General features: G+C 68.3%; 14 protein-coding genes. 6 read left to right on the top strand and 8 right to left on the bottom strand.

All coding sequences use genetic code 11. From position 1 onward, the window contains the following. Positions 1-50: 50 nt before the first annotated feature. The 4 genes from arsN2 (at position 51) to AC1DKV_RS22855 (ending at position 2,834) form a co-directional block, all read left to right on the top strand. A complete protein-coding gene (arsN2, locus tag AC1DKV_RS22870; RefSeq protein ID WP_441614526.1) occupies positions 51-479 on the top strand; it encodes an arsenic resistance N-acetyltransferase ArsN2 in 429 nt (142 codons plus the stop codon). Positions 480-692: 213 nt separating this feature from the next. Then, positions 693-1,418, top strand: coding sequence for a GTP cyclohydrolase I (gene folE / locus AC1DKV_RS22865; RefSeq protein WP_441614528.1), 726 nt, complete (start codon positions 693-695; stop codon positions 1,416-1,418). Between the two features lie 73 nt (positions 1,419-1,491). Further along, positions 1,492-1,935: a BLUF domain-containing protein gene (locus AC1DKV_RS22860; RefSeq protein ID WP_441614530.1), complete on the top strand. Its 444-nt coding sequence runs from the start codon at positions 1,492-1,494 to the stop codon at positions 1,933-1,935. Positions 1,936-2,042: 107 nt separating this feature from the next. Beyond that, on the top strand, positions 2,043-2,834 hold the full coding sequence (locus tag AC1DKV_RS22855) for a fumarylacetoacetate hydrolase family protein (protein WP_441614532.1): 792 nt from the start codon (positions 2,043-2,045) through the stop codon (positions 2,832-2,834). Between the two features lie 394 nt (positions 2,835-3,228). On the opposite strand, the gene AC1DKV_RS22850 is transcribed toward AC1DKV_RS22855, so the two are convergent. Both AC1DKV_RS22850 and AC1DKV_RS22845 read right to left on the bottom strand, forming a co-directional pair. Further along, the gene (locus AC1DKV_RS22850; RefSeq protein ID WP_441614534.1) at positions 3,229-4,653 is read right to left on the bottom strand and encodes a dihydrolipoyl dehydrogenase; all 1,425 of its coding nucleotides are present in this window, start codon (positions 4,651-4,653) and stop codon (positions 3,229-3,231) included. A gap of 207 nt (positions 4,654-4,860) precedes the next feature. Next, entirely contained in the window at positions 4,861-5,592 is a 732-nt protein-coding gene (locus AC1DKV_RS22845; protein WP_441614536.1) for a glutathione peroxidase, read from the bottom strand. A 422-nt stretch (positions 5,593-6,014) separates the two neighbouring features. Between AC1DKV_RS22845 and AC1DKV_RS22840 the strand changes: the two genes are divergently transcribed. After that, a complete protein-coding gene (locus tag AC1DKV_RS22840) occupies positions 6,015-9,455 on the top strand; it encodes an ATP-binding protein (RefSeq protein ID WP_441614538.1) in 3,441 nt (1,146 codons plus the stop codon). 97 nt (positions 9,456-9,552) lie between these two features. Here the strand turns inward: AC1DKV_RS22840 and AC1DKV_RS22835 are convergent, their stop codons facing one another. Further along, positions 9,553-10,191 (bottom strand): response regulator, encoded by a 639-nt coding sequence (locus AC1DKV_RS22835; protein WP_441614540.1) that lies wholly within the window; start codon positions 10,189-10,191, stop codon positions 9,553-9,555. Between the two features lie 389 nt (positions 10,192-10,580). On the opposite strand from AC1DKV_RS22835, the gene AC1DKV_RS22830 reads away from it, so the two are divergent. Continuing rightward, positions 10,581-11,306 (top strand): response regulator, encoded by a 726-nt coding sequence (locus AC1DKV_RS22830; protein ID WP_477138046.1) that lies wholly within the window; start codon positions 10,581-10,583, stop codon positions 11,304-11,306. A 51-nt stretch (positions 11,307-11,357) separates the two neighbouring features. Here AC1DKV_RS22830 and AC1DKV_RS22825 read toward each other — a convergent pair whose 3' ends face one another. The 5 genes from AC1DKV_RS22825 to AC1DKV_RS22805 form a co-directional block, all read right to left on the bottom strand. Further along, positions 11,358-11,552 carry a hypothetical protein gene (locus AC1DKV_RS22825; RefSeq protein WP_441614544.1) on the bottom strand — a complete coding sequence of 65 codons (195 nt, stop codon included), beginning with the start codon at positions 11,550-11,552 and terminating at the stop codon, positions 11,358-11,360. A 278-nt stretch (positions 11,553-11,830) separates the two neighbouring features. Next, entirely contained in the window at positions 11,831-14,269 is a 2,439-nt protein-coding gene (locus AC1DKV_RS22820) for a polysaccharide biosynthesis tyrosine autokinase (RefSeq protein ID WP_441614546.1), read from the bottom strand. Continuing rightward, the gene (locus AC1DKV_RS22815; protein WP_441614548.1) at positions 14,266-15,078 is read right to left on the bottom strand and encodes a Crp/Fnr family transcriptional regulator; all 813 of its coding nucleotides are present in this window, start codon (positions 15,076-15,078) and stop codon (positions 14,266-14,268) included. Before AC1DKV_RS22815 ends, AC1DKV_RS22820 begins: the two co-directional genes overlap by 4 nt. A 188-nt stretch (positions 15,079-15,266) precedes the next feature. After that, the gene (locus AC1DKV_RS22810; RefSeq protein ID WP_477138045.1) at positions 15,267-17,018 is read right to left on the bottom strand and encodes an FAD-dependent oxidoreductase; all 1,752 of its coding nucleotides are present in this window, start codon (positions 17,016-17,018) and stop codon (positions 15,267-15,269) included. Positions 17,019-17,156: 138 nt separating this feature from the next. Further along, complete coding sequence (locus AC1DKV_RS22805) at positions 17,157-18,398, bottom strand: glycosyltransferase (RefSeq protein ID WP_441614552.1); 1,242 nt, start codon at positions 18,396-18,398, stop codon at positions 17,157-17,159. Positions 18,399-18,425 lie beyond the last annotated feature (27 nt).

Genomic DNA, 18,425 nt, shown 5'->3' with positions numbered 1-18,425 from the left:
GCCGTCTGAACTTAAGATAGGGATAACAGCCCGAAGTACAGGAGGGCACGATGCGCCCGCACAATGCAACCGAAAAGGACCGCGAGGAAGTAGAAGATCTGCTGCGGGCTTGCGCCTTGCCGCTGGAGGGCGTCGCCTGTCATATCGGCAATTTCCTCGTGGTGCGCGACAACGCAGGCCTGCTTGGCTGCGCCGGCGTGGAGAACTATGGGCACGTCGCGGTACTTCGCTCCGTGGCGGTGGCCCAGCGCGCACGTTCGGCCGGGCTCGGCGAACTGCTGGTGGCCGCCATGCTGGCCGAGGCACGCACGCGCGGTGCCCAGTCAGTGGTGCTGCAGACCACCACCGCGGCCGCCTACTTCGCGCGGCTCGGCTTCGAGCAGGTCGAGCGCGCCTGCATGCCGCCCGAGCTGCAGGACGCGATTTCGCTGCGCGAGGCCGGTCCCGCGCCCGCCACCGTGATGCAGGCCGCGCTGTAGCCGGTCCTGCGCGGGCAGGCGCGGGGACACGCGCCTGCCTGTCTTCGCCCCGCCACCCCCTCCGCTGCCGTCTCTGTTGCGTGCAACGCACCCCGGCACGCAGATCGGCGTAGGATATCGTTCTGTCCGGACCGCAAGCCAGTCTGCGCGGCGGCCGCCACATGCCGGCAGGGCTTGCGCCAACCCTTTCTCCTCGATCACGAAACGCACGATATGGAATCCGATCACCACGCATCCCCTGCGCAACTCGACGAAGCGGCGGGCAGTGCGTCGTCCCGCATCCGGTCGCGCCTGCAGGCAGCGCATGAGCGTTTTCATGCCAACGACAATATTTCTGCCTACGTCCAGCCGGGCGAACTCGACGAACTGCTCGATGAAGTGCAGGCGCGCATGGAAGACGTGCTGCGCAGCCTGGTGATCGACATCGAGCGCGACCACAACACGCGCGAGACCGCGCGCCGCGTGGCCAAGATGTACCTGAAGGAGATCTTTGCGGGGCGCTATGTCAGCCCGCCCAATGTCACCGAGTTCCCCAACGCGGAGCGCATCAACGAACTGATGATCGTCGGCCCGCTGCGCGTGCGCAGCGCATGTTCGCACCACCTGTGCCCGATCATCGGCAAGCTGTGGGTAGGCGTGATGCCCAACCAGCATTCGAACCTGATCGGCTTGTCCAAGTACGCGCGCCTGGCCGAATGGATCATGTGCCGCCCGCAGATCCAGGAAGAGGCGGTGACCCAGGTAGCGGACCTGCTGCAGGAAAAGATGAGCCCGGACGGGCTGGCCATTGTCATGGAGGCCGAGCACTTCTGCATGCACTGGCGCGGCGTGCGTGATACCGACGCCAAGATGACCAACAGCGTGATGCGCGGCTCCTTCCTGAAGGACGACAGCCTGCGCCGCGAATTCCTGACCTTGCTCAACCGGCACCGGGAATAGGCGCGCACGGCGCCACACACAAACACACGCACGCACGCACGCACAAACACCGCAGATCCCCACTGGAGACAACATGCTCGTACGCCTGCTCTATGCCAGCCGCGCATGCAAGCCGGCCGATCCCGCGCTGGTCGACGACATCATCGCGACCAGCATCGCGAACAACCCGAGGCACGGCATCACGGGCGTGCTGTGCCATGGCAACGGCATCTTCATGCAGGCGCTCGAGGGCGGCCGTACCGAAGTCTCGCGCCTGTACCAGCAGATCGTCCGCGATGCGCGCCACGAAGACGTGGTGCTGCTGCACTATGAAGAAATCCTCGAGCGCGAATTCGCCGGCTGGGCAATGGGCCTGGTCAATACCGGCAAGGTCAACATGGCCACCATCCTGAAGTACTCGGCGCACGGCGAGCTCGATCCCTACCGCACCAGCGGGCTGGCCTCGCAGGCACTGCTCAAGGAACTGATCGCGGGCGCGTCGATCGTGGGGCGCACCCCGGAGCGGCATCGCGTCTGAGCGCAGCCCGCCGGCCCGCCGACCGGTTATGCTGTCGGCCCGGCCGCGCGCAGCCGGATCTTGCGCGCGTGGCTTCGCATTCACGACACCAACGATAGGAAAACCCTGTGAGCGCAAACTTCAATCCCGGCACCGCGGCAGCACTGCTGGCCGACGCCTGCCGGCGCGGCGTACAGTTCCGCGACCTGCCCGCCGACGCCAAGCCCGCCACGCTGGCCAGCGGCTATGACGTGCAGGACAGCTTTATCGCGGCGCTCGGCGACCCGGTGGCTGGCTGGAAGCTCGGCGTGGGCAGCGCCAACGCCATGCGCCGCGCCAATCTGGCGCGCCCCCTGGTAGGCCAGGTCGGCGCCTCGCGCTGCCTTGCCGCGGGCGATACGGTCACGGTGCCGGCGGGCGCGGTGGTCACCATCGAATTCGAGATCGCGGTGCAGCTCGCGCGCGACGTGGCGCCGGTACGGGACGCCCTCGCGCCGGCGGAACTCGCGGCGCTGATTGGGCACGCCCAGGTCGCCTTCGAGGTTGTGCTGTCGCGCTACGAAGACCGCACCGCGGTCGGCATGCCTGCCTTTGCCGGCGACAACGTGGGTTTCCACGCGCTGGTGCTCGGCCCGCAGATCGACGCGGCGAGCATGGAAGAGGTGCGTGCCAGCGCCAGCGTCGCGCTCGACGGCCAGGTCTGCGCGCTGCCGCTTGCCGGCGACGACGCCATCTATCCCCTGGAGGCCCTGGGGTCTTTGCTGGCACATGCGGCCGAACGCGGCATCACGCTGCGCAAGGGCACCGTGGTCACCACCGGCACGCTCACCCGCCCGTTCGACGTGCCTGCCGGCCCCCACGAGATCCACGCCGCCTATGCCGGCGGAAATTTGGCGATGAAGCTCGCGTGCCGGGCTTGACAAGCCCTTAAGATTTCGCGCATTCTCGTTTTTTGCCTTCCCGTGTTATCCACACTTTGTGTGGATAACACTGTCGACAAGCTCCGCAAACGGCGCTGGCACGCGGACCCCATCGGACTGCTCACAAAACGGGCAGCTACCGGCTCCGCGGCCGCGCGGATCTCCAGGAGCGGGCTGCCTACCCCGGAACGAATCAAGCGTCAAGGAATGTGAAGGTCCTCCACGCCATCCGATCCCGCAGGGATGACCGGCAGAAAAAGTAGCCGCGACAACCAAGACAACCAAGACAATCGCGAAGTGAGTGCAGGCTAGCCTGCCGGCGTCCTCGCCGAAGGACGCGGGCAGTTGCCGGCAAGGATCAGGCGACGGTCAGGCGAAGATCGGCCGATGCATCTCAGGCAGCAAGCCTGGCGGCGGCATCGCGCAGCGCGGTGCGCAGGCCCTCTTCCACCACCGGGTGGTAGTACGGCATGGCCAGCATCTGCTCCACGGTGAGCGCTTGCTGATAGGCCCAAGCCAGCAGGTGCGCGATGTTCTCGGCGCGCGGGCCGGTCCATTCGGCGCCGAGGAAGCGGCCGCTGCGCTTGTCGGCATAGACGTGCATCAGCCCGCGGTTCTTGAGCATGACGCGGCTGCGGCCCTGGTCCTCGAAGCTCACCTCGCCGGTGACGAAGCTGTCCGGCGCAAGGTCGGCATGACGTTGTCCCACCATGGCGATCTGCGGATCGGAGAACACCACGCCGATCGGCGCGCGGCGCGACAGCGCACGCACTGCGGGATAGGCGGCCGCGTTCTCGCCGGCGGCCTTGCCCTCGTCGGCGGCTTCGTGCAGCAGCGGCAAGATATCGTTGGCATCGCCGGCGATAAAGACCGGCGCCGGGCCGCATTGCAGCGTGGCCGGATCGAACACCGGCACGCCGCGCGGGTCGAGCTCGAGGCCGCTGTTCTCCAGCCCCAGGCTACGCACATTAGGCACGCGGCCGGTGGCGGCCAGCGCGTAGTCGAAGCGCTCCGTGACAAGCCTGCCCTCGATGTCGGTGAAGCTGATCACCACCTCGTCGCCATCGCGGCGCATCTCGCCGAGCGCGGCGTCCGGGTCGATATAGAACTCCTCGCGGAAACTGGCGACGGCGTTGGCCTTGATGGCCGGATCGGTCAGCGGGCCGACACCGCCGCGCAGGCCGAACACGCGCACGTGCACGCCCAGACGGGACAGCGCCTGGCCCAGCTCGAGGCCGATCACGCCGGGGCCGAACACCGCCACGCGGCGCGGCAGGTCGTCCCAGGCGAAGACGTCGTCGTTGACCACCAGGCGCTCGCCGAACACCTTCAGCGGCGGCGGCACCATCGGGCTGGAGCCGGTGGCGATCACCACGCGGCTGGCGCGCACCACGGTGTGCCCGTCCACTTCGAGCACGGTATTGTCGATAAAGCGGGCATGGCCGCGGATCTTGTCCTCGGCCGGAATGCCGTCCACGCCGCGCACCACGAAGCCGACGAAGCGGTCGCGCTCGCGCTTGACGCGGTCCATCACCTCGCGGCCGTCGACGCGGATCTGTCCGTCCACGTGCACGCCGAACGGCGCGGTGTGGCGCAGTTCGTGCGCGGCCTCGGCCGCCGCGATCAGCAGCTTGGAGGGCATGCAGCCTACGCGGGCGCAGGTGGTGCCATACGGTCCGCCTTCTATGATGACGGCGCGCTTGCCGGCCGCGCGCGCCGCGCGGTATGCAGCCAGGCCGGCGGTGCCGGCGCCGATCACTGCGACGTCGGTGTGGATGGTCTGCGCGGTCTGCTTCTGCTGGCTCTGCGTGGTGGTCATGAGAATGTTTTCCTGGTGAGTCTGCTTCAATCAGCGGACCCGATGGCAGCGGCGGCTTGCGCCGGCACTGGTGCTGGTGCTGGTGCCGGTGCTGGTGCTGCCATCGGGTCCGCCGACTGGGGCGAGGCTGCCGGCATTGCCGGCGCCATGCCCTTGCGGCGGTGAAGCGCGGCGGATCCGTCTGCCGGTCCGCCGGTGCGGGCGCGCTTAGCGCACGAGATAGGTCTCGAGCGCTTCGGCGCCGCCGATCAGGCTGCCGTTGATGAAGATCTGCGGCGCGGTCATGTTGCCGGACACGGCGCCCAGCACCTTGCCGCGGATCTTGTGTTCGAGCGGCACGTCGATGTACTCGTAGCCGTTGTCGGACAGCATCTGCTTGGCCTTGGCGCAGAACGAGCAGCCCACCTTGGAGAAGACCACGACCTGGTCGGGCTTCTTCGCGCCGGGAGCGATGTAGTTCAGCATGGTGTCGGCATCCGAGACCTTGAACGGGTCGCCCGGCTCTTCCGGCTCGATGAACATCTTGTCGACCACGCCGTCCTTCACCAGCATCGAATAGCGCCAGCTGCGCTTGCCGAAGCCCAGGTCGGTCTTGTCCACCAGCATGCCCATGCCCTCGGTGAACTCGCCGTTGCCGTCGGGGATCATCACGATGTTTTCGGATTCCTGGTCCTTCGCCCATTCGTTCATCACGAAGGTGTCGTTGACCGAGACGCACAGGATCGCGTCGACGCCATGCTTGGCAAAGACCGGGGCCAGTTCGTTGTAGCGCGGCAGGTGGGTGGATGAACAGGTCGGGGTGAAGGCGCCGGGCAGCGAGAACAGCGCGATGGTCTTGCCCTCGAACAGGTCAGCGGTGGTCACGGTCTTCCATTCATTGTTTTCGCGGACGCGGAACGTGACATTGGGAACGCGTTGACCTTCACGGGATTGCAGCATGGTGAAAAGCTCCTGGGTGACTTGGGGGTGGATGGCCGCGTGTGTTGCAGCGAAGACCCGATTCTGAGGGCGCCCCCTTTATTTGTACAATTTATCGTCACAAATACACTGATTGAAAAATACTATTGTTACTGGATAGGGCCGCCCTATCGCGGCCATCGCAGCAGTGATGCCGCTACGCATGAATCACCTGTTCGCCGCCAGTGCTCCGGACAATCCCCTCGCCGCCGCCCCCCCGGCGTAGGCAATTGCGTACGCAAGTAGCGGAAAGTGCCGACGATCATTTCAGATGTTTCACAGCGATGCCGGTCCTGGCGGCCCTTACATTCGTCACGAAAGCCGCCCCGAACCCGCGGCGTCCTCCCGGCCACGGCTGCCGGCGTGAACCCTGCCGGCCTGCCGGCCTTCGACGAGACTCCCTTATGTGCCGCTGTCTTCCGCCGCGCTTCGCCAAGGGCTTGCCGCCCCGGAGAACGCAACTGCCGTCGCCGCCGCGGCAAGGCCGCCTTGCCGGAGGCCTCGCGGTTTCGCTGCTGGCGCTGTGCCACGGCATGCCCGCAGCGGCGGAACCGGCGCCGCCCGCCGCCCTGCTGCTGAACTCCCAGATCCGGCTGGCCCAGCCCCTGGCCGCCTCCACGGCCCCTGGCACCCGCCCCGCGCAATGGAGCGGCGCACCGCTGGACGACGACCCCGAACTGGCGACCTGGCGCCGCGCGCGGCGGAGCCTGCGGGTGGGCGTGGTGGGCAACTACCTGCCGCCGTTCGACCTGATCGACCTGGAAGGCGAATACCGCGGGATTTCGGCCGACTACCTCGCCGTGCTCGCCGCCCGGCTGCGCATGCCGCTGTCCATCCAGCGCTATCCGTCGCAGCAAGCCGCGCGGCGCGCCCTGGACGAAGGCGCCATCGACCTGGCTACCACTACGCTGGACGGGCACGCCGACGGCCTGCGCACCGCGCCCTACCGCGCGCACCGGCTGGTCGAGCTGGTGTCGCGCCGGGACAGCGAGCACAACGAAGCGGTGCGCACCATCGGCTACCTGCGCGGCGAGGTATCGCCGGATGCCTTGCAGCTGGCCTACCCGGATGCGCCGCTGCAGCCGTTCGGGAACCTGCTCGGCGCGCTCGACGAACTGGTGCGCAAGGCGGATTTCGTGATGGTCACCAGCGCGACCGCGGCCAGCTATCTGATCGACCAGTACAACTATGACGAGCTGACCGCGCGCAACTTCGCGCCGATCGCGCCGGATGGCGTGCGCTTCGCCGTCGCCGACCCCGCGCTGGGCAGGATCGTCGACCGCGCGCTGGCCGGGCTGCCCGCGACACTGCAGCGCCAGATCGACAACGCCTGGGTTCCCGTTGCGCTTGATTTCAACATCGCCGACAAGCTCAACCTGTCCACCGCCGAGCGCGCCTGGCTCGCCGGCCACCCGGACGTGCGCTACCTGGCGTCGCGCGATCTCATGCCTTTCCAGTTCATCGACGCCGGGCAGCGGCTCGAAGGACTGACCGAGCAGGTGCTGCATCTGGTCGGGCAGCGCACCGGGCTGCGCTTCGTGCCCTACTGGCCCGCCAGCGCCGCGGCCGCGAGCGCCGACATCGACACCGGCACGCTGGACGTCGTGCCGGTCCTGCCGCTGAACCATCCGGCCACCGGCCTGGGCGCACTGACGGTGAGCGCCCCGTACTATTCAGGCAACTGGGTGGTGGTCACGCACGTTGGCAACGACAGCACCCACAGCCTGCCCGACCTTGCCGGCAAGGTCATTGCGGGGCCGCCATTCAACGGGATCCAGGAACTGGTGGGCGCCAGCTACCCCGTCAGGCGGCACGAGACCGGCACCTACGAGGAAGCGTTCCGCATGGTGGCCGAGGGCAAGGCTGACGCCACCATCGCCAGCGCCTTCATGGCCGACTACATGCTCAAGCGTGCCTACGCGGGCCGACTGCGCATCGCCACGGCCACGGGCGGCATGCCGCTGGAAGTGGGCCTTGGCGTGACCAGCAAGCATCCGGAACTGCTCGCCATCCTCAACAAGGCCCTGCTCAGCATCTCGCACGAAGATCTCGGCGCCATGCGCGCCCACTGGACGCAGGCGCGCACGCCGGTGCTTGCCTGGCGGCAACTGCTGCCCTGGCTGATGGCCGGCGCGGCCCTGCCGCTGGCAGTAAGCGGGCTGTCCCTGGCATGGGTGACTTCGCTGCGCCGCCAGGTGACGCAGCGCACCGCGGCCGAACATGCCTTGCTGGACCAGCTCGCGTTCCAGGCCACGGTGCTGGACGGCATCCCGCAACCGATCTTCCTGCGCGACAACGCGCTGCGCATGATCACCTGCAACAGCGCCTACGAGAACGCGCTCGGCGCGAAGCGCGAAGCGCTGCGCGGCACCGCGCCGGGCTTCGCGCGCTCCACGGTCCCGTCCGACATCGGCCACGAAGAATGCAGGGACATCTACCGGCACGTGCTGAAAACCGGCCTGCCGTTCGGCGCCGACCGCCGCCTGGTGATCAACGGCGAGATGCGCAGCGTGATCAGCTGGGCGGTACAGCTGCGCCGGGCCGACGGCCGCACAGCCGGCATCGTAGGCGGCTGGATCGACGTGACCGAGCGCGAACAGATGCTGGCCGAACTGGCCGCCGCGAAGGACCGCGCGGAGGCGGCCAACCGCGCCAAATCCACCTTCCTGGCCTCGATCAGCCATGAGATCCGCACCCCCATGAACGCCATCCTCGGCATGCTGGAACTGACGCTGACGCGCCGGCGCGGCACCCGCGACCGCGAGCAGCTGGGCACGGCGCATGGCGCGGCCACCTCGCTGCTGTCGCTGCTGGACGATATCCTCGATCTTTCCAAGCTGGAGGCGGGGCAGTTCACCTTGCAACTGCGCGCCGCATGCCTGCGCAAGGGCCTGCATGAAGTGGTGCGGATGTTCAGGCCGGTGGCGGCGCAAAAGGGCCTGACCCTGGAGCTCCGCGTGGACGACGCAGTGGCGCCGGCCCATCTGGTGGATATGCTGCGCATCAGGCAGATCATCGGCAATTTCGTCTCCAACGCAATCCGCTTCACGGAACGCGGTGGTGTCGAGGTCCGGCTGCACGGCAACGCCGCGCGCGATGGCCGGCAGGCACTGGAGATCGTGATCGAAGACAGCGGCATCGGCATTCCGGTCGAAGCCATCGGCAAGCTGTTCCGCCCCTTTGTCCAGGTGGAATCGGCCGGACGCCCCAATACCGGCGGTACCGGGCTGGGCTTGTCGATCTCGCATAGCCTGGTGCGCAAGATGGGCGGCGAGGTCACCCTCGAAAGCGCGCCGGGGCAAGGCACGCGGGTGGTGGTGCGCCTCGATCTGGAAGTGTCGGCCGCCGCGCCGGCACAATCCAAGCCACCTGGCCAGCGCACCGGGTTCGCGCCGTTTCCACCCGCCTGCCGCGTGCTGGTGGTGGACGACCACGCGCCTAACCGCCTGCTGCTGGTGCGCCAGCTAGAGCGGCTCGGCATCGCCTCTTGCACGGCCGAAGACGGCGCGCTCGGCTTGCAGGCCATCCTGCGCGCGCCCCCGGACCTGGTGATCTGCGACTGCATGATGCCGGTGATGGATGGCTACGGACTCGCCAGCGCGATCCGCGCCCGGCAGGACGCCGTGAGCCGGATCCCGATCATCGGCTGCACCGCCAGCGGCCAGTCCGAAGACCATCAGCGCGCGCTGGCCGCCGGCATGAATGGCGTGATGGTCAAGCCGGTCGGGCTGGCCACGCTGGAGCGCACGCTGCGCGGCTATCTCGGCGCGACCGCGCAAGGCACGGTTGCCCCGCATGAAGACCTTGCCGAAGCAAGCGGCGAAGAGCAACCGAGGCGCAACTAGGACGAGAACGGGCGGGAGGCAGGAAAGCACAAGGCGGAGGCAGGCAGCCGCGCTGCGGCACTGCAGCGGCACGGCTTGCCCGTGCCACCCGCGCGCGTCACTGCCCCGGCGACAGCCTGCACCGCCGCGCGAAGTCGACCAGGTCCACCAGCGAGCTGACCTGCAGCTTGCCCATGATGCGCGTCTTGTGACTGCTCACCGTCTTGTTGCTGATGAACAGGAGTTCGCCGATGGCCTTGTTGGACAAGCCGCGGACCAGCATCTGCAGGATGACGATCTCCTTGTCCGACAGCAGCATCAGCCGTTCTTCGTCCGCCCGCTGAATGACCTGCGGCAACTCGCGCTGCTGGCGCATCTCGGGAAATACCGTGTAGCCGGCCATCACCGCTTCGACGCAGCGCACGATCTCCTTCATGTCCTGCATCTTGCTGACGAAGCCCTGCGCGCCGGCCTGGCGCACGCGGGGCGCGAACGTGGCCTGGTCCTGCCCCGAGATCACCAGGATGCGGATCGGCGGATGGACCAGCTTGAGCCGCGGGATCACGTCGAGGCCGCTGATGCGCGGGATGTCGAGATCCAGGATGGCGAGATCCGGCTCGAACTGCCGCACGGCTTCGATTGCAGCCTGCCCATTGTCGGCTTCCAGAATATTGCCGACCCCCAGCACTTGCGACAACTGAGTCTTGATCACCAGGCGCAATGCCGGATGATCGTCGACGATCAGGATCGTTGCCACTCCCGTTCTCCCCCAAGATTCCCACACTCTGCCCGCCCGCGCCGGCACTGCCACGCCTTCGCAGGTGAAGCGCGGATTATGTTATGACGTTACTTCACAGTCGTGAGGAATTTTCCGCGCGAACTGTCGGAGATTTCCCAAAATACTGGCCACGTGGCGAAATAGACCATTTCCGGCCAGCCACCCCCGCCACAGCCGCCCGTCCCTTGCCCCGGCGAACCCGTGCGCCGGTCCCGCCAGCGCCGCATATCCCCTGATTTGCCGAAATTTCGCAAACCGCCATCGCGCCGTCGCGGCTACAGTCTGAAGCCGACGGCCCTGCCGGCGCCCCGCGCCGCCATGCCTACGATCACTGCGCGCCCGCGCAGCGTCCTCCCGGATATGAGTCCATGCTGGCCGATGCTATGTCCTCCAAAACCCTTATCGTCATCGCCGACGACCATCCCGTCATGCTGCTCGGCCTGCGCGGCCTGCTGGCCCAGTTCGACAGCATCGAGATTGCCGGCGTTGCCCGCAATTCGACCGAGATCATCGCCCTGCTCAACCGGCTGCCGTGCGACATCCTGCTGACGGATTTCGCCATGCCCGGAGGCGTCCACGGCGACGGCATGCACATGCTGGACCTGGTGCGCCGGCACTACCCCGGGCTCTGGATCGTGGTGGTCACCATGCTGGACAATCCCGCGCAGATCGGCAAGCTGTCCAGGTTCGAGAAACTGTCCGTGGTCAGCAAGCTCGACGATGCATCGCACATCGCGACGGCGCTGGGACAGATGCTGGCCGGGCGCCCCTACCTCTCGCCGACCATACAGGCACTGCTGGACAGCGCCATCCCCCAGGTGGACCCGCGCGTACGGTTCGGCGCGCTCAGCCCGCGCGAGATCAGCGTCATCCGCCTCTACCTGACGGGCATGTCGGTCAGCCGGATCGCGGCCAACCTCGGACGCAGCATCAAGACCATCAGCACGCAGAAGATGTCCGCCATGCGCAAGCTGGGACTGCGCGGCGACCTGGATCTCTTCAGCTACGCGAGTTCCACCGGCCTGCTCGGCCAGACGCGCCTGCCCACCGGCGGCAAGGCGCCGGACCAGACCGAGGGCAACAGCCAGCCTTAGGTGGTCCACCCCAGGCAGCCCGCCGCCGTATCGCGCGGCGGCGGCATCCACTCAGGCGTTGCCGGGCGGGTAGCCCTGCGTGCCGCGCGCCCTCCCGGCCGCCGCGGCGACCTGGTCCCCCCCGCCGTGGCCGCCCTGCGCCGCGGTTGCCGCGGCATGCATCTCGAACCCGGGATCGGGCGACGGCACGGAAATGGTGGTCAGCAAGGACAGCGGACACCACCAGAGTGCTTTTATCAGATTCATTGCCCCCCCTCATTCTCGAGCCGACGACCGTGGCCAGCCATGGCCGACTACCCGGCATCATCGCTGGATTTCACCACGAATTCCGTCAGGTATTCCACCGCATAACGGCGGCTGGAGGGCCTCAGTTGAGGGTTGTCACAAACATTTCATCGTGGCGCGTCGCCGGCGTGCGTTTTCACTCACATTCGCCCGGGTGACGGCCTGCCGCGCCCGCGCGACATCCCCGGCACCTTCTGTAGTGCCAGGGAGTCCGCAGCCTTGCCGGCGGGGTGCCGGGTTCAGCAGATCCGCCATCCGGGCGCGGCGGGCTCTTCCGACGGCGTGGCGCGCAGGTAGCTGATGGTCTCGCCGCAGCGCTCGCGGTTGCTCCTGCGCAATTGCAGCCCGTTGAGCACGCCGCCGATCACGTTGGCGCGGGCGCGCTCGAGTTGCTTGAGCGCCTCCGTCACCTTCTCCTGCGGCGTGCAGTCCGCGCGCACGAACAGCAGCGTCGAGCCGGCCAGGCGCCCGACCAGTGCCGCGTCCGCCACCGCGAGGATCGGCGGCGTATCGACCAGGATCAGGTCGAAGCCCGCGTCGCAGGTCAGCAGCAGCTCGCGCAGCGCCGGCAGCATCAGCAACTCCGACGGATTCACCGGCCGGGTGCCGGCGGCAAGCAGCCATAGCCCGCCGACCGATGTGGGCCGGATCGCATCGTGCAGGGCCAGCGTGCCGCACAGCAGGTCCGCCAGTCCCGGCGCACCCTCCAGCCCGAACTGGCTGGCCACGCGGGAGCGGCGCAGGTCGGCGTCGACGAGCAGCACGCGCATGCCGGCTTCGGCCGCCAGTACCGCCAGGTTGACCGCGCCGAAGGTCTTGCCTGCCCCTGCCGATGCACTGGTGATGGCGACGATATGGTTGACCGCGCCCTCCATGGCGAAATGCAAGGCGGCGCGCAAGGTGCGCAACCCTTCCACGGCCGGCGCGTGCGGGTATTGCCGCGCGAGCAGGTAGCGGTCGTGCAGCGCCGGCGGCGGCTCTTCGCTCACCACTTCCGGGCGCGCCGATGCTGGCGCCACGGCGCCGCGCAGTCCGGCGCGTGCCGCGCCGCCGACGCCGACACCGGAAGGCAGGCGCATGGCTTGCGGATGCTCGGTGGCGATCAGCGTCGGCGCGAGCAGCGAGCGCGGCGATGTCAGGCTGCGGCGCTCCAGCTCGGCCTGTTCCGGACTGAATACCACTTCGCCCACCATCGGCAGCGCCAGCGTGCCTTCGATCTCCGGCGCGCTCGCCATGCCCCGGCGCGCGCGGCCCTTGAACCCGGCCACGGCGACGCTGCCCAGCAAGCCGAGGAAGGCCGCCAGCCCCGTCAGCAAGATGCGGTCCGGGCCGGCCGGCAGCGTCGGGGCCACAGCGAAGTCCACCAGGCGCACGTCGCTGGTACTGTCCGAATGTGCCAGCGCCAGTGCCTGCGATTGCCGGCGCAAGGCCATGTAGGTATCCTCGGCCACCTTCACGTCGCGGGTCAGCGCCGCGGATTCGCGCTCGGCCTCGGTCAGGCCCTTGCGCTGGGTATCAAGGTTGCGCCGGTCGCTGTTGAGCTGCAGGAGCTGGTCGTCGACCGCCTGGACCTCCAGGCTCTCCGTGGTGAACTTGCGCAGCAGGCGCGAACGCTCGAGCCGCAGCGCGGAGATCTGCTTCTGGTAGTCGATGCTGCCGCTCAGGTAGGACTGCGACTCCTCGGCCGGCTGCATCGAGCCGACGCGGGCCCGATGCCGCGCCAGCGCGGCTTCGGCCTGTTCGAGCTGCGCCTTGACCCGCGGCAGCTCGCCGGTGACGAAATCCATTTGCTGGTCCGCCTGCTCGCGCCGCTGGATGACTTCGGTATCCGAGATCGAATGCGCAACGGCATTCACCACGGCGGCGGCGCGCGCCGGGTCGCCATCGCGCCAGGTGATGCGCACCGCGCGGGGCGCGCCGCCATCCGCGCTCGCCGTGCCCGGCACGGCACTTGCCGAGGTGCCGCGCACCTCTTCCGTCTTGAGGCCGCGCACGAGCATATCGTAGGCCGTGACCGGGTCGCGGCGCATCAGCTCGAACCGGGTTCCCTCGCGCGCATCCAGCCGCGCCAGCTTCATCGATACGCCGTCGCCGCGCACGACATCGCCGACCTTGCCGGTCAGCAGCATCGAGCCGTCCGCGCGTTGCAGGCGGAACTGCCCGTCGTCGAGCGCAACCAGCGTGAGCGGCTGGTTGAGCAGTGCCTCGGGCACGTTCAGCGCGAGCACATCGATATGCTCGCCGCCCCAGGCATACTCCGACAAGGCGGCCAGCGGCGACGCCAGCGGGCCGCCTTCCGCGTTGCCAGCGAAGCGCGCCCACAGGGGCCCGATGACGGGCAGCATGTGCGGCAGCGCGACAATATCCAGCCTCGATTCGCGCACCACCGGGGTCAGCACCGCGCGGCTGGTCAGCGCATCCGCGCGCAGTTCGCTGGCGGGTTGCGCCGCGCTGCCGCCCTGCGACACGCGCTTGCCGGCATCCGGGCGCACCATGGCGTCGGCCTGGTATACGGCCGGCAGCGACCAGGCGTAGATCGCGCCGCACAGGGCCGCGCAGACGGTCACGCCGAATATCATCCCGGCTTGATCATGCAGCGCGCGGGCCAGCTCAGAGCGCGCGGCCGCAGCCTGCGCGCGGAACGCCGGCGCGGGGCCGGATTGCGTAAAGGTATTCACAGGCAGCTCCCTGAATGGGCTGATTGCGGCAGATGCGCGCAGCTGGCGGCGGAAGACCGCGCAGGACCCGCGCCCTCGCGATGGAAGGATTCGGCAGGCCGGCCGGACAGCAGGCGCCCGTACTCGCGCGCGACCAGCCCGTAGCACTCGCAGGCGTGCAACTCCAGCCGGCCACGGTCGATCACCGTGATATGGCCCCGGCTGTAATGGATCAGGCCCTGCTCCGCGAGCTTGCCCGCGGCCTCGGTCACGCCTTCGCGGCGCACGCCCAGGCGGGCGGCGATCATCTGCTGCGTGATGGCGATCTCGTTCGAACAGAGGCGATCGGCGGACAGCAGGAGCCAGCGGCAGACCTGCTGGCTCAGCGAGTGGTAGCGGTTGCACACCGCGGTCTGCGCGATCTGGGTCATCAGCGCCTGCACGTACAGCAACACCGCGCGCAGCGTGGCGGGCGAGCGCAGCAATTCCTGCCGCAACCGGTTCGCCGCGAGGCGGAAGCCGTAGCCGGCGGTCTGCACCTCCAGCCTGAACGGCATGGCGTAGCCGCCCGTGACCACCGGAATCCCGATCATGCCCTCGTTGCCCACCGTGGCGATCTCGATGGCGGTGCCGTCCTCCAGGTAGGAAAGCATCGACACCACCGCCGTGGTGGGGAAGTAGACATGGCTCGCTTGCTGGCCGCTCTCGCTGAGCAGTTGCCCGGGGCGCATGCGGACGAGTTCCACGTAGTCGGAGATGGCACCCCAGTCCTCGCGCGGCAAGCCGAGCAGCAGATGGTTGACGTCCGGAGATAGTCGCTGACCGTGCATTCTGGTTTCCTCCGCAAAGCCATGCCGCATGCGTGCGGGACCGGTTGCCATTGCGCCCGGGCAAGCGCGCGCAGGCACGCCGCAGGCTCGGCAATCTCCGCAAGATCTGCGCCAATGCCGGCTCGTCCGTGCCCTGTACGTCTTGTCTGGCAACACTGTCACGCCTGGTTACCTCTGGTTACGTCCTGTTACTCCTTGGGCATCGCCATCACCGCCGACACGGCCGGCACGACGGGCGCGATCGCGGCAGCAGCGATCGCCAGGTCGTCCTCGGGCACCGTTGCAGGTGCCTTGCGCGGCGCGTCGGCCTCGCTTTTGTACGTTGCGCATGGCATGCCGAGCTCGCGCGCGATATGGCCGCTCAGCCTCAGCGCCAGCGCGGCGATGGTGATGGTGGGAAAGTTCGCGCCCACCGTGGGAAACACCGAGCTGCCGGCCACATAGAGATTGGCCAGGCCGTGCACGCGGCAGTTGCGGTCCACCACTCCCGAATTTGGCGAATCGTGCATTCGCGTGGTGCCCATGTGGTGCCACGTCCCTTCGAGCGAGGCAGGCCATGGCTGCCCTTCCATGGGCGGATCCAGCGTGACCTGCGCCACGCCGCTGCGCTGCAGTTCGTCTGCCAGCAGGGCAAAGGTGCGGTCGAAGGTACGCTGCACCAGGCTGCCCACGCGCCAGTGCACGCGCACCCGCGGCACGCCGAGCCGGTCACGCTGCTCGCACAGGGTCACCCTGCTGTGCGGGTCGGGCTCGGCCTCGACGATGGCCTGCATCTTCACGCCGGTGATCAGCGAGCGCGGCTGCAGCAGCCGCGTCAGTCCAAAGCCCACGGTATCGATCGGGTGGGCAGCCATCGTCAGCAGGTCGGCGCTGAGCTTGCGCCCCGGCTGGTCCTTCTTGAGCAGCGCCTGCTTGGTGCGGATCAGCGCCTCCGCGCCGGTACTGCCTTCGCCGTAGAACTGCGAGAAAAACCATACGCGCGAATTCAGCAAGCCCTCGCGCTCCAGCACGGCCTGCTTGAGCGCGAACTGCGAGGACACATGGGTGCCATAGGCGCTGACGGCCGCATTCTGGTAGTGGTACTTGATGTCGTACAGCTTGTTGCGCTCCCATGCCTTGCTGAAGCGCACGCTGCCGGACAGCAGGCGTGGATGGTCCATGAAGTAGCGGCCCACCAGGTCCGCGCCGTTGCCCAGGCCGGCCGCCTGCACATTGTTCGAGGCCAGCATCAGCCGCGCGTTCTCGATGCCGCCCGTGGCCAGCACGAACAGGCGCGCCGCCACCCGGATGCGGCGGCCGCTGAGCGTGGCCACCGACACCCGCGAGACCGAACTCGCATCGGCGTTGGCATCGATATTGACGACATTGGCGTAGAGGTACACCTTGATGCGGTGCGACTGCTCGAGCTGGGCACGGTAGAGCTTGCCGAAGCGCGCCGGCGGGCTGAACTGCGAGATGGTGTCGCGGATATACTCGCCGCTCAGCGGCAGGCGCCTGACGTCGTGCCGGCGGATCGCGGCCTCCCAGTAGGCGGGGTCGAAATTGTTCGGGCCGAGCTTGAGCAGGTCGTGGGTGCGCTCATAGAAGGGCGTCAGTTCGTCGAGCCCGAACGGCCAGCCGCTGTGCGCGACCAAGCTGCGCTTTTCCAGATCCCATGGATCCAGCGGACGGCACCACCCGCCCCAGCAATTGCTGCTGCCGCCGAGAAAGCGGCTGCGGCTGCCATCGGCAAAGCTGTAGGGCAGGCCGACGTTCTCGCCACGGTACAGGTCGCGGGTCTCGTCGTCGGGGGCATAGCCGCCGCTCTCCAGCAGGCAGGCATCGATACCGAGGCGATGTAGCTCCAGCGCCAGCGTAATTCCCGCCACACCACCACCGATGATGCAGACGGTCGAAATCACCATCGTGTCGTCCTGCAGTTTTCTCGTATCGATGAACATGGCGTACTCCTCGCGCGCCGGCCCCGGAGCCGGACGGCAACCCTCGCTGCAACCATCTTCCTACCGTGCGCTCGTCCACGTTCGCCAACATTGCGCCAACGACGGCCAAGCGCGCTTGCCTTCTCGTGCCCGCCCCCCTCAACCATCGCCCGCGCGCCAGCCCGGCACGGGCACGGCGGGCGCCGGCGCGGCTTGTTGCACCTGCTCCTGCTCCTGCATGGTCCCCGGCGCCTGCAGCACGCGCAGCAGGTCGCCCGCCATGCCTTCGACCGTGAAGCGCCGCTCGAAGCTGGCCTTCGCGCTTGCGCGCATGGCGCTGCGCGCCTGCTCGTCCATGGCGAACCAGCGCCGCAGCAGCGTCTCGACGCCGTCGGCCGTGTCCGGCGCGACCAGCCCCGCGCCGTCGTGCTCGATCTCGCGCCAGATGTTGATCCTGTCCGAGATCAGCGCGGGCACCGCGCAGCCCAGCGCCTCCGCCACCGCGATACCGAAGTTCTCCTGGTGCGACGGCAAGGCGAACACATCGCTGGCATGGAACGCGCCCCACTTCATCGGGCCGCTGAGCATGCCGGGCCAGCTCACGCGCTGCCCGACGCCGGCCGCCGCCGCCTGCGCGCGCAACTGCGGCAGCCAGCCGGCGCTGTCCGGGCCGGCGATCACAAGGTGTGCGGCGGGATCCATTTCCGCGGTGCGGGCGAACGCTTCGATCAGCAGATCGCAACCCTTCTTCTCGTGAATGCGCCCGAGGAACAGCACGATGCGCTTGCCCCGCAGTTCGGGATACGCAGCCAGGAACGACTCGCGCAGCGCCACCCCGCCCGCATCCCGCTGCGGCGGCGCCTGCGTGCCGAACCGCACCACCAGCGCGCGCGCCCGGTATAGCCAGAACGACTGGCTCGCCAGACGCCGCTCTTCCTCCGCGGTGAAGAGCACCGCCCGCGCGTCGCGCAACACGCGGTACTCCGCCCACGGCCAGTAGAGCCATTTCTTCAGGTGCTTGAGCGGGTAGGTGCGCTTGAACCACGGGTCGAGCATCCCGTGCGGATAGACGTAGTAGGGGACCGGCAGCTTGCGCAGCGCGCGCCAGGCCCCGAAGCCGTGGTACTGCCACAACCCGTTGACGATCACCGCGTCGAACTCGCCCGCATGCGCGCGCAGCCACGGCACCAGCCGCGGCGCATAGCGGTAGAAGCCGCGCGCCGGGCCCAGCGCATGCAGCGGCAGCGCGAAAGCGGCCACGCATGGCGCGTCCGGCGCGTCCAGCGAGAGCACTTCGACGCGATGCCCCTGCGCGATCATCTGCGCGCTGCCCTGGCGCACGCTTTCCACCGGCCCCCCGCAGGCCGGATCGACCGACGCGAGCAGCTGGAGGATCTTCATCGGGATGCTCCGCGCGAGTGATAGCGC

The sequence above is a fragment of the Cupriavidus sp. 05T41 genome, from assembly GCF_056396525.1.
Note: the sequence above shows the minus strand (reverse complement) of the source record. Positions and strands in the feature narration are given on the sequence as shown.